The organism is Sandaracinus amylolyticus, from assembly GCF_021631985.1.
Taxonomy (GTDB): domain Bacteria; phylum Myxococcota_A; class Polyangia; order Polyangiales; family Sandaracinaceae; genus Sandaracinus; species Sandaracinus amylolyticus_A.
Genome location: NZ_CP070225.1, coordinates 5,272,935 through 5,286,652, shown reverse-complemented (window position 1 = coordinate 5,286,652; position 13,718 = coordinate 5,272,935). Strand labels below are relative to the sequence as shown.

Genomic DNA, 13,718 nt, shown 5'->3' with positions numbered 1-13,718 from the left:
GGAGGTCCATGAGCGACGGAGTACAGACGAGGACACTCGATGCCGATCATTGCCTCGCCACCTGGGATCGCGTGCTGATCCAGGTGTGGCGGGGCCCGATGACGATGGACAACCTGGCCGGCCTCGAGCGTGTCGCGCGCAGCTTCCTCGCCGAGCAACCCGCCGGGGCGAAGGTCTCGACGATCTCGATCATCGAGCGCACGTCGCCGCCGCCGAGCGACGAGGTCCGCAAGGGCATGTCGCGCGTGTACCGTGATCTCACGAGCTCGATGGACCACGCGATCATCGTCCCCGAGGGTGGTGGCTTCCGTGCGGCGATCGTGCGCGGCGTCGGCGTCGCGCTCTCGTCGCTCTCGCCGAAGGCGCTGCCGTTCAAGTTCGTCGAGTCGATTCGATCGGCGGCCGTGATGGTCGCGCCGCAGCTCTCGGCGGGCTCGGGCGGTGCGGGTGAGCTCGAGGCCGCGATCGAGCGCGTGCGCGCGAAGGTCGCCGGCGTCGGCACGCATCGTTGATTGCGGAAGGGGTCTTGGAAGACCCCTCCCCCCGACCGGCAGAGCCGGATCGGGGCCCCCCTCCCCGAACGCTGCGCGCGGGGCCCCAGCCCCGCTTGCTCTTGCTCGGCAGCGCGATCTCGTCGGCTTCGCGGCCGCCTCCCCAAACGCTGCGCGCGGGGCCCCAGCCCCGCTTGCTCTTGCTCGGCAGCGCGATCTCGTCGGCTTCGCGGCCGCTCCAGGCCCGCTTGCTCGTCACCGCGATCTCGTCGGCCGGGATGGCTCCGCGTGAGCGGGTCGATTGCGCTATGACGCGCTCGTGCCGGACGTGCGCGAGCTCGATGCGTTCCTCCTCTCGCGAGAGTGGCGGGACGGTCCGGGCGGCGTCGAGATCACGCTCTGGGCGGTCTCGTCGGAGCACGGCGCGATCAAGGCGTCGCTGCGTGATCAGGAAGCGGTCCTGTTCGTGCCGCGCGACGTCGCGACCGAGGCGGGGCGCCGCGATCCTCGGCCGCTGCGCACGCGCGAGGGGCTCGACGTCGACGCGGTCTACTTCCGATCGCAGCGCGCGCTGATCGCGGAGCGAGAGCGGCTGCGCAATCGGCTGCAGGTCGCGCTCGAGTCCGACGTGAAGCCCTCCGATCGCTTCTTGATGGAGCGCTTCGTCACCAGCGGGATCGCGCTGCGCGGCCACGCGCGCAGCAAGGACGGCGTGCTGCACGTGCGCGATCCGCAGGTGCGCGCCGCCGACGTCACGCCGCAGCTTCGCCCGCTCTCGCTCGACATCGAGACCGACGGGTGGGACGGCCCGGTGCTCTCGATCGCGCTCGCGGGCGAGGGCCTCGAGCGCGTGCTGATCCGGCGCGCGCGGGAGAGCGATCGCGATCACGACGCGATCACCTTCCACGACGACGAGCGCGCGCTGCTCGACGCGGCGTTCGACGTGATCCGGCGCGCCGATCCCGATCTGATCGTCGGGTGGAACGTCGTGGAGTTCGACCTCCGCGCGCTGCAGGCGCGCTGCGCGGTGCTCCGTGTGCCCTTCGCGATCGGCCGCGCGGGCGAGCGTGCGCGCGTGCTCGAGGGCGCGACCGCGAGCCAGGTGTCGATCGCGCGCGTGCCCGGGCGTGTCGTGCTCGACGGCATCGCGACCCTGAAGAACGCGACGTGGTCCTTCGAGCGCTACACGCTCGATCACGTCGCGCGCGCGCTGGTCGGGCGCGGCAAGCGCATCGACGCGGGAGGCGACGCGCTCGCCGAGATCCGCCGCATGCACGCCGAGGATCCCGACGCGCTCGCGGCCTACAACCTCGAGGACGCGCGGCTCGTGCTCGACGTGTTCCGCGCCGCCGACCTCGTCGGGTTCGCGGTCGAGCGCGCACGTCTGACCGGGCTGCCCCTCGATCGACAGGGCGGCGCGGTCGCGGCGTTCGATCATCTCTACCTGCCGCGCCTGCATCGCCGCGGGTACGTCGCGCCCGACGTCGGCGTGGAGGTCGACGCGATCCCCTCGCCCGGCGGGCACGTGCTCGAGAGCGTGCCGGGGCTCTACCGCAACGTGCTCTCGTTCGACTTCCGCTCGCTGTACCCCAGCATCATCCGCACGTTCCACGTCGATCCGCTCGGGCTCTGGGCGCCGGGCGACGATCCGATCCCCGGCTTCGAGGGCGCGTCGTTCCCGCGCGAAGGCGCGATCCTCCCCGACATCGTCGCGCACCTCGCGGAGGCGCGCGGGCGCGCGCAGAGCGCGAAGAACGAGGCGCTCTCGCGCGCGATCAAGATCCTGATGAACTCGTTCTACGGCGTGCTCGGCACGCCGGGCTGCCGCTTCTTCGATCCGCGCCTCGCGACGTCGATCACGCGGCGCGGACACGAGATCATCGATCGCAGCCGCGCGTTCTTCGAGGAGCGCGGGCATCCGGTGATCTACGGCGACACCGACTCGCTCTTCGTGCGCTTGCCCGAGTCGCTCGCCGAGGCCGAGTGCCGCGCCGAAGGCGCCCGCCTCGCGCGCGAGATCACCGCGTACTGGCGCGACGCGCTGGCGCGCGAGCTGCGCCTCGAGAGCTTCCTCGAGATGCGCTTCGAGTCGCACTACCTGCGCTTCCTGATGCCGACGATGCGGCACTCCGATCGCGGCTCGAAGAAGCGCTATGCCGGCCTCGTGCGTCGCGGCGACGGCGCGCTCGAGCTGGTGATCCGCGGGCTCGAGGCGATCCGCAGCGACTGGACGCCGCTCGCGCGCGAGGTGCAGCGCGAGCTGCTGCGCCGGGTGTTCGAGGACCAGCCGTGGGAGGAGTGGCTGCGCGGGGTACGCGGCGATCTCGTCGCGGGGAAGCTCGATCGCGAGCTCGTCTATCGACGCCGACTGCGCCGTGAGATCGAGGACTACGGCGGCTCGCCGCCCCACGTGCGCGCAGCGCGCATGCTCGAGGACGATCTCGAGGGCGACGAGATCGAGTACGTGATCACGACGCGCGGGCCCGAGCCCGCGTCGCGACGCGTCTCGCCGATCGATCACGCGCACTACGTCGACAAGCAGCTCGCGCCCGCGGCGGACGTGGTGCTCCCGCTGCTGGGCACGTCGTTCGATCGGGTGGCGGGCGCGCAGCTGCGGCTGTTCTGACGAGCACCATCCGAGGCATCCTGGAGCGGGATGCTGTGGAGGTCGCCCGCGCTCGCGATGGTGCTGCTCGTGGGCTGCGGCCGCGTCGGCTACGACGTGGGCTCGGGCGACGGAGGCACCCTCGATGCGCCGCCGTCGATCGACGAGTGCGCGTCGCAGCACGCCGGTGCGCTCGTGTGCTCGGGCTTCGAGGGGGACGTCGGCACGTACTGGTCGCTCACGACGCGCGACGACGGGATGGTCGGGACCACGACCGCGGCCGTGCATCGCGGCGAGCGCGCGCTGCGCGCCGAGATGGGTGGCAGCGGCGCGACCGCGTTCGTGCATCGCCGCTTCACGCCGATCGCGTCGGGCGATCTCTGGCTGCGCGCGTTCGTGCGGGTGCCCGCGCCGAGCCCGAGCGTCGGCGTGAACCTGCTCGCGCTCGAGCACCAGGGCAGCGACGTGTTCGGCATCGACGTGAACGTCGTGCGCGACGGGCGGGTCGAGGTCTTCGGCGTCGAGGCGGGCACGTTCGACGCGCCCGACGAGCTGCGCTTCCCCGCGGACGAGTGGGTCTGCGTCGAGCTGCACGTGGGCGTGTCGGACGGCGACGGCGAGCTCGAGCTCTTCCTCGACGGCGAGCGCGTGGTGTCGGCCACCGGCGTCGACTCGTATCCCGCGGGCGACTACGACCGGGTGCTGGTCGGGGTCGCGTGGTCCGACCCGAGCCAGGGCACGTTCGAGGCGCTCGTCGACGACGTGGTGCTGGACGTGCAACCAATTGGTTGCGATTAGAATCGTCTCCGGGAACCGCGCCGCGCGCGCGTGGTCGAAACCAGGCCCATGCTGCCCCCCACGACGTTCTACTTCGGCATCGCGTTCCTGCTGACGTGGCTCTCGCTGCTGCCGCCTTCGCTCGCGGCGCTCGGCGTGTTGCCCGGCGCGCCCGAGACGTACATGGCGGCGGCACCGCTCGCGGTGTTCTCGCCCGCGATCGCCGCGATCCTCGCGGCGCGTCGCGAAGGTGGATGGGCGGCCGTGCGCACGATGCTGCGAGGGCTCGGCGCGTGGCGCGTCGGCCCGATGTGGCTGGTGCTCGCGCTCGGGCTGCCCGGGCTCGTCTACGTCGCGGGGCGCGCGGTGTACGCGCTGGTGCCGGGGTCCGGCGGAGGGCCGTGGGTCTATCTCCCGGAGCGGCCCGAGCACTTCGGCGCGATCCTCTTCGTGCCGATCTGCGAGGAGATCGGATGGCGCGGCTACGCGCTGCCGCGCTTGATCGCGCGCCACGGTGCGCGACGAGCGACGGCGATCCTCGGCGTGCTCTGGGGCGTGTGGCACTTGCCGATGTTCGTCAGCGTCGGGATGACGATGACGCAGGTGCTCGTCGGCATCGTGCTCATCATCGTCGGCAACGTCGTGTACACGTGGTTCTACCGTCGCACCGGCGGGAGCCTGCTGGTCGCGGTGCTGCTCCACCTCGGCTCGCACCTCGACAACCCGAATCACGCGCTGCCCGAGGACTCCACGCCGCTCTTCATCCTCACGGCGTCGTGGGCCGTCCTCGCGATCGTGTTGCTCGCGCTCGATCGTCGCGCGTTCGAGGGCAAGACCGTCGCGATCGCGTGATCACACGATCGCGGGGTCGAAGTACGCCGGAGCCTCGCGCAGCGAGGGCGGCTGGTGCGCGCCCCACGTGAGCGTCGCGAGGCGGAACGGCACCCCGGTCTTCCAGAGCCCGTCGAGCGCGCGCGCCATCGGATCGCGCGCGTCGAACGCGATGTCGAAGTACACGTGCTCGCGCCCTGCGTGCGCGTCGTGGATCGTCGCGAGCACCGCGCGCAGATCGTCGACCTCCTGCGCGCACCACGCGGTCGCGTAGAGGAAGCGAAGGTGCTCCCCGTCGCGCGGCAGGCGCGGACGCCGGGCGAGGCGCGCGACGGCGTCGTACCCGAAGCGCACCACTTCCATCGCGCGCGAGAGCGCGATCAGCCGCGCACGCTTGATCGCGAACGCGTCCCACACGCCGCAGAACGCGACGATGCGCCCGCCGCGCTCGCGCACGTAGTAGTCGTCGATGCGCATGCCGGGAAAGCGCGTGAGCGCGCCGACGGGATCGTCACGATCGAGCGCGGGCGCGAATTGCCGGTCGCGATGCGTCGCGTGGAAGAGCTCGACCATCTGCGCCGCGTCCTCCGGTCGCGCGCGCCGTGCCTCGACGCGACCACGACGCGGGCCGAAGAACACATTCCACATCGTCACGTCGTTGCGCGGCTGGAAGCGCACGAGCTCGGTGGTGCGCCCGAAGAAGCGCTCGACCGCGCGGTTGCTCGAGAGCACCACGCCCCATGCGAGGTCGTGCCCCTCCGTCTCGAACTGCGCGACGCTCGCCGCCGCGACGAGCTCGGCGACGCCCTTCGCGCGATGCGCCGGGTGCACCTTGAGATCGCCCGCATAGAGCGTCCGCCGCGCGCGTCCGTCGAGGTACACGTCCATCGGCGCGCTCATCCCCGACGCGACGATCTCGCCGCTCTCGTCGTGCTCGATCACGACCACTCGCCCGCCTTCGCCCTGGGCGCGCGTCATCGCGAGGAAGCTCGGATCGCGCTCGAGCACGTAGCTGACGTCGCCGCGCATCACGACGCTGCGCGCGAGCGCGCAGAGCTTCGGATCGTCGCGCTCGTCGGCGAGGCGCGGCGCGCGATATCGCTCAGAGTCGGTACTCGACATCCCGGGTCCGCAATTCGCGCGCGTCCATCCGGTGCTCGCAGTACGCCTCGAACGCGCGGGTGACCGCGATCGTCGGCGCATCGGCGATCGTCGACGCGCGGAACGTCGCGCCGTGCTTCGCGAGCTGCGCCGCCTGATCTTCGAGCACGTCCTTGTCCTGTGCGAGCACGCGCTCGGTCAGCGGGATCAGCGCGCGCACCAGCATCGCGGAGGCACGACCGAATCGCACCGAGACGCGAGTGAACACGCGTGTTCGGGTCGCGGTCTCGGGCGTGCAGATCGACGTCGTGAGCACGTGGCGCGACGTGCCCCAGCGATAGTCGACGCGCACGGTGTACGGGAGGATCACCTCGTCGAAGTGCTCGATGCGCTCGCCGCCGGTGAGCCGGCCTGCGACGCTGTCGGGATCGCTCTCGCCGAGCGTCTCGATGCGCACGCCCGTCGCGAGCTCTTCGATCCGCGCGCGCACCGGCTTGCTCGGCGGTCCGCGGAAGAGCCCGCGATGCACGATGCCGGTGTGCGCGGTGTCGACGAAGTTGTCGAGGATCGGCAGGAGCGCGCAGTCGATCACGGTGACGACCTCGTGCGTGGCGAATCCTCCCATCTCGGCGTGGGGCCAGCGCGGCGGCTCGCGCGTGGGCGCGCCGCTGCCGATCCACACCCACACGCTCTCGTCCTGCTCGCGCACCGCGAAGGTCGCGACCGTCGCCTTCGGCAGCTTCTCGCCGTCGAGCGCGCTCGGTACGTGCACGCACGCGCCGCGTCCGTCGAAGCGCCAGCCGTGGTACGGGCACGCGATCGTCCCGCGCTGCACGCATCCCTTCGAGAGCGAGACGTGGCGGTGCGGGCAGCGATCCTCGAGCGCGACCGCAGCGCCCGACGCATCACGGAACAGCACGATCGATCGGCCGAGCACGGTGCGACCGAGCGGCGCGTCCCCCAGCTCGCGGCTCGATGCGGCGAGGAGCCAGTGCTCCTCGAGCGCGCTCAGCGGTGTGCGCACGTGCAGCTCGCTCATCGACGTCTCTCGGGGGTGGGCGCGCGGAGGCGCGACGAGATTGCGCGCGCGCCGCGCGAGACGACGTAGCGCACCGGGGTGAGCCACGTGACCGGCGCGATGCAGCAGAGCTCGTGCGCCTGCACGTAGCCCGGGTTGATCTTCGCGAAGAAGCGGATGTCGGGATCCGCCATCAGACCGTCGTGGATGGGCGCGACGTCCTCGCGCAAGCGCCCCTCGGCGGACTGCACGCGGACCACGCCGCTGTGCGCGTCGTAGAGCTCGCCGAACTTCTCGCGCGACAGCGTGTCGAGGATCGTGCGCACGTGCGTGGGTGTCTCGCGATCGTGGCGCGGCCAGTGCTCGGGGTACGAGCGCGTGAGCAAGAGATACGTCTTGTACCCCTTGCTCAGCAGGAAGTAGTAGAGCGGCTCGCTCGGGCGCTCGAGCTTCACGCGCAGGAAGAGCGCGGCGTACGCGCGCTGGACGACGCCCTGGCCCCAGTACGTGCGCTCGATGACGGTGTCGCCGGAGAACACGATCTGCACCGGGCGCCCGTCGATCACGCGACGGTAGACCTGCACCGTCGAGAAGCCCTGCACGCTCTCGTCGCCCTCGTCGAGCAGCAGGATCACGTACTGCTTGCTCGAGAGGTCGCGCTCGAAGACCTCGCGCCGCACGTCCGCGTAGTAGCGCTCGAAGAGCGACCACATCGCGTCGCGCGTGCGCACATCGATCTCGCTCGCGCGGCGCGTCTCACCGCGCAGCGCCCCCGAGCGACCCCCCACCTGCATGCTGCGTCGCTCCCGAGCCGGATGTCACCGACTCGGGCGCGCGGTCTAGCAAACGCGCGGGATCGCGGCCAATCGCGCGGCGTGAGCGTTCGCGTCACGGAGCGCGACGCGAGCCCCCAACGCGCGCGCGCCTCACGGCGCGAGCGGCGGCTGCGCGGGCACGATGTGCGTCTGCAGCGCGTCGGTCGTGCCCTCCGGCAGGTCGGCCATCACCGCGCCGGTCGCGGCGCGCACGCCGAGCGCGGTCGCGACGCCCAGGGCCACCACCGCGATCAGCGCGCGGATCGCGCCGAACGGTGCTCGCGCGCGCGCCTTGAGGCGCACCGTCGTGCTCGTCGGCTCGCGCAGGAAGCGCGTCGAGTCGTCGAGCGCACGCGCTGCGGCCGGATCGACGCGCGGCAGCGGGCGCGCGGCATCGTGACGTGCGCGCGCGGCCGGGCGCTTCGCGCGCCGGTGCACCAGCTCGATCACTTCGTCCGCGGCGACCGTCTCGGCGTGGATGCCGTCGACCTCGCGCTCGGCGATCGCGTCTGCCGTGCGCCACGCGTCGGCGCCGCGCGGCAGACCGCACGCATCGGCGGCCTCCGCGAGCGCGCTCGCCATCGCGCGTGCGCTCTCGAAGCGCGCTTCGCGGTCCTTCTCGAGCGCGCGCATGACGATCGCGTCGATCTCGGGCGGACAGTCGGGGCGCATCTCGATCGCGCGCGCGGGCTCCTGCGTGAGCGCCATCGCGAGCGTCGCGCACGGGCCCTTGCCGTGGAACGGCAGCACGCCGGTGAGCGCCTCGTAGAGCACCACGCCGAGCGAGTACACGTCGGCGCGGTGATCGAGCTCCATCCCGCGGATCTGCTCGGGCGACATGTACTCGGGCGTCCCGAGCACCGTGCCCTCGAGCGTGAAGCGCGGCCCCGCGACGTGATCGCAGCTCGACGCGATGCCGAGATCGACCATGCGCGCGATGCGCGCGCCGTTCGGGCGCGTCTCGATCATCACGTTCCCGGGCTTCACGTCGCGGTGCACGACGCCGAGCTCGGCGAGCGCGCCGAGGCCCGCGAGCGCCTGCAGCCCCACGTCGACCGCCGCCGCGATCGGCAGCGCGCCCTCGCGATCGATCAGCGCCTGCAGGTCTTCGCCCGGCACGAGCTGCATCACGAAGTAGGGCCAGCCGCTCTCGAGCTCGCCCCAGTCGAACACGCGCACGACGTTGCGGTGCTGGATGCGCGCCGCGATGCGCGCCTCGCGCCGGAAGCGCCCGAGCATCTCGTCGGCGGCGCTGCCGCAGCGATCGAGGTGCAGCACCTTGATCGCGACCGAGTGGCCGAGCTCCACGTGCTCGGCTCGGTACACCGTGGCGTGGCCCCCACTGCCGATCGGCTCGCGGACGATCCATCGATCGCCGATGCGGTCGCCGGGCGTGAGGTCTCCGTACGCCTCGTGAGCCACGCTGGACATGCGCCGTCGGGTTTGCAGCGGGCGTGCCCGGCTCGCGGGAACGAGGGTCCGTGGCGTGAGGCCTCGGTGCGTCGTCGTGCCTCGACGCGAGGTCGTCCGGCGTGGCACCTCCACCTGCTCCGGTGTGCACGCGCCCGAGCGCCCGACTCCACGTGAGATGCGCGAGCCTCGCTCGAGGGAGACGCGGCACGGTGCGACGCACGCGCACGACCGCAGCCGAGCGAGGACCGCGGGGCCACGCACGAGGCGCACTTGCGACGTGGGGCACTCGACGCGAAGACGGTCGCGCGGACGCGCCACCTCGCACCAACGCGCCGGGCACGACGCTCGCGAACGCGGGCAGCGGGGCGTGCGCGGGACGCGACGCCGGAGCGCGGGTGCGGCGCGCACGCCGCCTCGCACGATCGTGTCCCGCCGATGTCGCCCAGGCGTCACCCCGGGACGACGCGCAGGCGCGTGGGCGCGTGGGGCGTGTGCGCGGCCTCGAGCGCGTCGAGCTCGGCGAGCAGCGGTTCGCCGAAGTAGAAGCGCAGCTCGTCGCGCACGCCGCGGTAGAGCGTCGGGCTCGAGGGGCGGGTGTCGGGCGCGTCGAGGCAGACGAGCGAGTGGTCGTGCACCTCGTCGCTCGGGCGCAGGAGCCCCTCGTCGAACGTGAGCGGGAAGAGCGTCGACACCATCGGCTTGAGCTCGTGGTAGTCGCTCCCCGTCGCGATGCAGAACGCGTGGATGCGGCAGCCGCGCGCGCTGCGATCGAGGAACACGCACGCGCCGTCCTCGACCCGCGTGCGGCGGTACGCGCCGGAGGGGAACTCCGCGTCGCGCGTGACGTCGTCGCGGAACCAGCGCGCGCGATCGATGCCCGTGAAGCGCTCGAGCTCGTCGGCGTGCTCGAGCAGGCGCGCGACGTTCGCCTCGTCCACGTCGACACCGTGCGAGCAGCACCAGTCGCGACAGGTCGGGTGCGCGAGACAGCGCGTGAAGTAGCGCGCCGTGAAGATCGCGGTGTCGACGTGGGTGAGGACGGGCGCGTGATCGCGCGCAGGGTAGGGGCGGGACAGGGCGCGCACGTCGGGCATGGAGGCCGCGACGGTACCACCTCCGCCGGAGTGCTCGCTCGCGGAGGGCCCGCACGGGGCGTGCGGAGCACGCGGAAGGGAGGGCCCTCCGCGAGCGAGCCGATGTTGATCACCCGGGCCGCGTCACGGGGTGATCACGAGCGGCCGCATCATGTCGTTGTCCTCGTGCTCGAGGATGTGGCAGTGCCACACGTACTGGCCCGCGCGATCGAACGTCGCGACGAAGCGCGTGATGGTCCCGGGCCACACCATCACGGTGTCCTTGTCGCCTTGCTCCTGCGGGAGCGCGGGGATCGCGGCGCCCGTCACGAAGTCCTCGAGCACCGGCTGCGGGCCCTCGCCGGCGAGCCACTGCTGCTGCGCGGTCGCGAACGCGTCGGTGTCGAACGGGGTGCGATCGAGCACGCGGAACTGCACGAGGTGCAGGTGGATCGGGTGCGCGTCGTCGGTCGTGTTCGCGATGCGCCAGATCTCGGTGTCGCCGAGGCTCACCACTTCGGTCGGCGGCGCGGACCACATCAGCGCGCCCTCCTCGAGCGTCCCCAGCATCACGTGCAGCGGCGCGTCCGCGCCCTCGACGTCCTCCTCGATCAGCACGAGGTCGCGCGGCGGGAGCGAGGTCGTCGGCGTCGCCACGGGAGGAAGCGCGCTCGGGACCGCGCCCTCGGTGCCCTCGTCGGTGCGGGCGATCACGCGGAGCTGCATCACGCGGCCGGTGGTCGTGGGATCGGCGGGCTCCTGCGGCGGCGTCACGTGAGGACCGCCCCACGCCTCGTCGGGCCCGCGGTTGAGCAGCGTGATCGAGTCGCCCTCGGAGAAGCGCGAGAAGTCGACGAGCACGTCGTAGCGCTCGGCGGGGCCGATCACGAGCTCCACGTGGCGGGCCGGCGCGTCCGAGAGCAGCCCGCCGTCGCCGCCGATCTGCACGAACGCCGCGCGCTCGTCGCTGAAGTGGAGGATCAGCGTGCGCGAGTCCGACGCGTTGAGGATGCGGAAGCGATAGAGGCGCGGCTCGACCTCGAGGTACGGCCACGCGGCGCCGTTGACGATCATCACGTCGCCGAACACCTCGGGGTTCCAGATCGGCGGGACGTCGGAGGTCGGCGCGTACGGACCGTCGTAGTCACCGAACTCCGTGCGCGACGAGGGATACGAGAGCGCGCCGTCGTCGGTGAAGCTGCGGTCCTGGATGACCAGCGGGAGCTCGTAGTAGCGCGTGCCCGGCGGATCTCCGATCGCCGGCGCCGGGCCCGGGAGGCCGAGCGCATCCTCGACGTCGTCGCGCAGGATCCACATGCCCGCGAGCCCCGCGTACACGTTGACGCGCGTCATGCCGAGCGAGTGATCGTGGTACCAGAGCGTCGTCGCCGGCTCGTCGTGCGGATAGTCGAACACCGCCGTGCCCTCGCCCCCATCGCCCTGGGTGCGGTACGTCGGTCCGCGGCGCTCGAACCCCTCGGGGATGTTGCGCGCGTCGGGCAGGAACCACGCCTCGGGATGACCGTCGCTGTGATCGAACGAGTGCGCGCCGTGCACGTGCGTGACCGTCGGGACCGGTCCGGTGTACTGCACTTCGTCGGCCGTCACGTGATCGCCGTGACCGCCGGGATCGGCCCAGTGCAGCGTCGCGTCGACCGGCAAGAGGTGCGGTAGGTAGTCGCCCGCGTCGTCGACGAGCCCGTTGATCCAGGTGACGCGCACGGGCTCGCCGCTGCGCGCCTCGATGGTGCGCGAGGGCGAGTGGAACGACGACGGATCTCCGTCGCGCCCGTAGCCCCACACCGTCGTGGTGGGGAGCGGCGGCGGCAGGATCTGCTGGTCGAACTGGCGCGCCGCGATGCGGTACTCGACCACGTCTCCGTCGCGGCCGGTCGGCTCCATCGGCGCGATGATCGGCAGCGCCTGCACGAACTGCGGGATGGTCGTGGCATCGAGCGTCGGGGACGAGGAGGGCGGCTCGATCTGCGTGCATGCGAACGTGGAGAGCGACGCGACGCCGAACGCGAGCATCGTGGTGGAACGTCGTCGCATCGCGAGCCTCCTCGCGCGCAAGGAGCGCGCGTTCGTGAGGTAGGAACGCGAGCGAGCCCGGAAATCCGCAGTGCGTGATGCGGCCTACCGCAACACACCGCAGAGGGCGCGCTGCGCCGCGTGCCATCCACACATCCCGTGCACGCCGCCGCCGGGCGGCGTGCTCGACGAGCAGAGGAAGAGCGAGGGGTTCGGCGTCGTGTACGGATCCCAGCGCACCATCGGCCGCCACACGAGCTGCCAGAGATCGTTGGCGCCGCCGCCGATGTCGCCGCCGATCATGTTCTCGTCGTGCGCCTCGAGCGCGCGCGGATCGATCACGTGGCGCGTGCGGATCACGTCGCGGAAGCCCGGCGCGAAGCGCTCGATCTGCGCCTCGATGCGCTGCGTCGCGTCGACGGTGCTGCCGTGCGGCACGTGGATGTACGCCCATCCCGTGTGCTTGCCCTTCGGGGCGCGCGTGTCGTCGAAGAGGCTCTGCTGCGCGACCAGCACGAAGGGCCGCTCGCTCACCTCGCCGCGCGACACCGCGCGCTGGGTCTCGTCGAGCTCCTCCCAGGTGTTCGCGAGGTGCACCGTGCCCGCGCGCCGGCACGCCTCGCTCTTCCACGGGATCGGCTGGTCGAGCGCCCAGTCGACCTTGAACACGCCGGGGCCGTAGCGAAATCGCAAGAGGGCATTGCGATAACGCAACGGCAGCGCGTCGCCCGCGATCCGCGCGATCTGGTGCGGCCCGAGATCGAAGAGCACGGCCTTGCTCTCCGGCAGCTCGCGAAGCGACGAGACGCGATGATCGGTGCGCACCTCGCAGCCGCGCTCGCGCAGGTACGCGATCATCGCGTCGGAGATCGCGATCGATCCGCCGCGCGCCGCGGGCCATCCCGCCTTGTGTCCCGCGAGGATCAGCATCAGCCCGAACGACGCCGTGCCCCACGAGGAGAGCGGCACCAGCGCGTGCGCCGCGATCCCACCGAACATCGCGCGCGTCTTGGGGCTGCCGAACATCGCGCGCGTGAGGCCCTCCGCGGAGCGCAGCGCGCGCAGCCCGAACCGCGCCATCAGCCAGATGCGCCGCGGGATGCGCAGCGGTCCGAGCGTCTCCTCGAGCAGCGCGTCGGTGTGATCGAGGAAGGGCTGGAAGAGGCGCCGCCAGCGCGGCCCGTCGTCGCCCATCGCGTCGACCGTCGCGTCGAGCGAGTGGTGCAGCTGCATCGCGGTCCCGTCGTCGAACGGATGGGCGAGCGCGATCTCGGGGTGCACCCACTCGAGCCCGTAGGGGCGCAGATCGATGGTGCGGAAGAAGGGCGACGCCGCGCCCATCGGGTGGATCGCGGAGCAGAGGTCGTGCTTGAAGCCGCGCTCGGTGATCTCCTCGGTGCGCGTGCCGCCGCCGGGGCGCGATGCCGCCTCGAGCACGAGCACCGAGCGGCCGGCGCGCGCGAGCGTGCACGCGGCGGCGAGCCCGTTCGGGCCCGCGCCCACCACGATCGCGTCCCAGCGCTCCGGCATCCTCCAGAGGACGTGGGCTCGACGCGAGATCCC

Annotated in this window: 11 protein-coding genes; 4 read left to right on the top strand and 7 right to left on the bottom strand. The window is 72.1% G+C overall.

Annotated features, from left to right (window positions below):
* Positions 1-8: 8 nt before the first annotated feature.
* From I5071_RS22345 to I5071_RS22330, 4 genes are all read left to right on the top strand, one after another.
* Positions 9-512 carry a hypothetical protein gene (locus I5071_RS22345; RefSeq protein ID WP_236607545.1) on the top strand — a complete coding sequence of 168 codons (504 nt, stop codon included), beginning with the start codon at positions 9-11 and terminating at the stop codon, positions 510-512.
* 298 nt (positions 513-810) lie between these two features.
* Positions 811-3,117 (top strand): DNA polymerase II, encoded by a 2,307-nt coding sequence (locus I5071_RS22340; RefSeq protein ID WP_236607544.1) that lies wholly within the window; start codon positions 811-813, stop codon positions 3,115-3,117.
* A 30-nt stretch (positions 3,118-3,147) separates the two neighbouring features.
* On the top strand, positions 3,148-3,894 hold the full coding sequence (locus tag I5071_RS22335; RefSeq protein WP_236607543.1) for a hypothetical protein: 747 nt from the start codon (positions 3,148-3,150) through the stop codon (positions 3,892-3,894).
* A gap of 48 nt (positions 3,895-3,942) precedes the next feature.
* The gene (locus I5071_RS22330) at positions 3,943-4,725 is read left to right on the top strand and encodes a CPBP family intramembrane glutamic endopeptidase (protein WP_236607542.1); all 783 of its coding nucleotides are present in this window, start codon (positions 3,943-3,945) and stop codon (positions 4,723-4,725) included.
* On the opposite strand, the gene I5071_RS22325 is transcribed toward I5071_RS22330, so the two are convergent.
* The 7 genes from I5071_RS22325 to I5071_RS22295 form a co-directional block, all read right to left on the bottom strand.
* On the bottom strand, positions 4,726-5,826 hold the full coding sequence (locus I5071_RS22325) for a GNAT family N-acetyltransferase (RefSeq protein WP_236607541.1): 1,101 nt from the start codon (positions 5,824-5,826) through the stop codon (positions 4,726-4,728).
* Entirely contained in the window at positions 5,807-6,844 is a 1,038-nt protein-coding gene (locus I5071_RS22320) for a Rieske 2Fe-2S domain-containing protein (RefSeq protein WP_236607540.1), read from the bottom strand. The genes I5071_RS22325 and I5071_RS22320 overlap by 20 nt, the downstream gene beginning before the upstream one ends.
* Positions 6,841-7,617 (bottom strand): hypothetical protein, encoded by a 777-nt coding sequence (locus I5071_RS22315; RefSeq protein WP_236607539.1) that lies wholly within the window; start codon positions 7,615-7,617, stop codon positions 6,841-6,843. The genes I5071_RS22320 and I5071_RS22315 overlap by 4 nt, the downstream gene beginning before the upstream one ends.
* A 132-nt stretch (positions 7,618-7,749) precedes the next feature.
* Positions 7,750-9,069, bottom strand: coding sequence for a serine/threonine-protein kinase (locus I5071_RS22310; protein ID WP_236607538.1), 1,320 nt, complete (start codon positions 9,067-9,069; stop codon positions 7,750-7,752).
* A gap of 431 nt (positions 9,070-9,500) precedes the next feature.
* Positions 9,501-10,136 carry a hypothetical protein gene (locus tag I5071_RS22305; protein WP_236607537.1) on the bottom strand — a complete coding sequence of 212 codons (636 nt, stop codon included), beginning with the start codon at positions 10,134-10,136 and terminating at the stop codon, positions 9,501-9,503.
* A gap of 132 nt (positions 10,137-10,268) precedes the next feature.
* Positions 10,269-12,176, bottom strand: coding sequence for a multicopper oxidase family protein (locus I5071_RS22300; RefSeq protein WP_236607536.1), 1,908 nt, complete (start codon positions 12,174-12,176; stop codon positions 10,269-10,271).
* Positions 12,177-12,260: 84 nt separating this feature from the next.
* The gene (locus tag I5071_RS22295; protein ID WP_236607535.1) at positions 12,261-13,685 is read right to left on the bottom strand and encodes a phytoene desaturase family protein; all 1,425 of its coding nucleotides are present in this window, start codon (positions 13,683-13,685) and stop codon (positions 12,261-12,263) included.
* Positions 13,686-13,718: the final 33 nt, after the last annotated feature.

Excerpts from the sequence above, each read along its gene's own strand:
- I5071_RS22320 (WP_236607540.1), bottom strand. The coding sequence starts at position 6,844 with ATGAGCGAGCTGCACGTGCGCACACCGCTGAGCGCGCTCGAGGAGCAC.
- I5071_RS22295 (WP_236607535.1), bottom strand. The coding sequence starts at position 13,685 with ATGCCGGAGCGCTGGGACGCGATCGTGGTGGGCGCGGGCCCGAACGGG.
- I5071_RS22345 (WP_236607545.1), top strand. The coding sequence starts at position 9 with ATGAGCGACGGAGTACAGACGAGGACACTCGATGCCGATCATTGCCTC.
- I5071_RS22325 (WP_236607541.1), bottom strand. The coding sequence starts at position 5,826 with ATGTCGAGTACCGACTCTGAGCGATATCGCGCGCCGCGCCTCGCCGAC.
- I5071_RS22330 (WP_236607542.1), top strand. The coding sequence starts at position 3,943 with ATGCTGCCCCCCACGACGTTCTACTTCGGCATCGCGTTCCTGCTGACG.
- I5071_RS22335 (WP_236607543.1), top strand. The coding sequence starts at position 3,148 with ATGCTGTGGAGGTCGCCCGCGCTCGCGATGGTGCTGCTCGTGGGCTGC.
- I5071_RS22310 (WP_236607538.1), bottom strand. The coding sequence starts at position 9,069 with ATGTCCAGCGTGGCTCACGAGGCGTACGGAGACCTCACGCCCGGCGAC.
- I5071_RS22315 (WP_236607539.1), bottom strand. The coding sequence starts at position 7,617 with ATGCAGGTGGGGGGTCGCTCGGGGGCGCTGCGCGGTGAGACGCGCCGC.
- I5071_RS22300 (WP_236607536.1), bottom strand. The coding sequence starts at position 12,176 with ATGCGACGACGTTCCACCACGATGCTCGCGTTCGGCGTCGCGTCGCTC.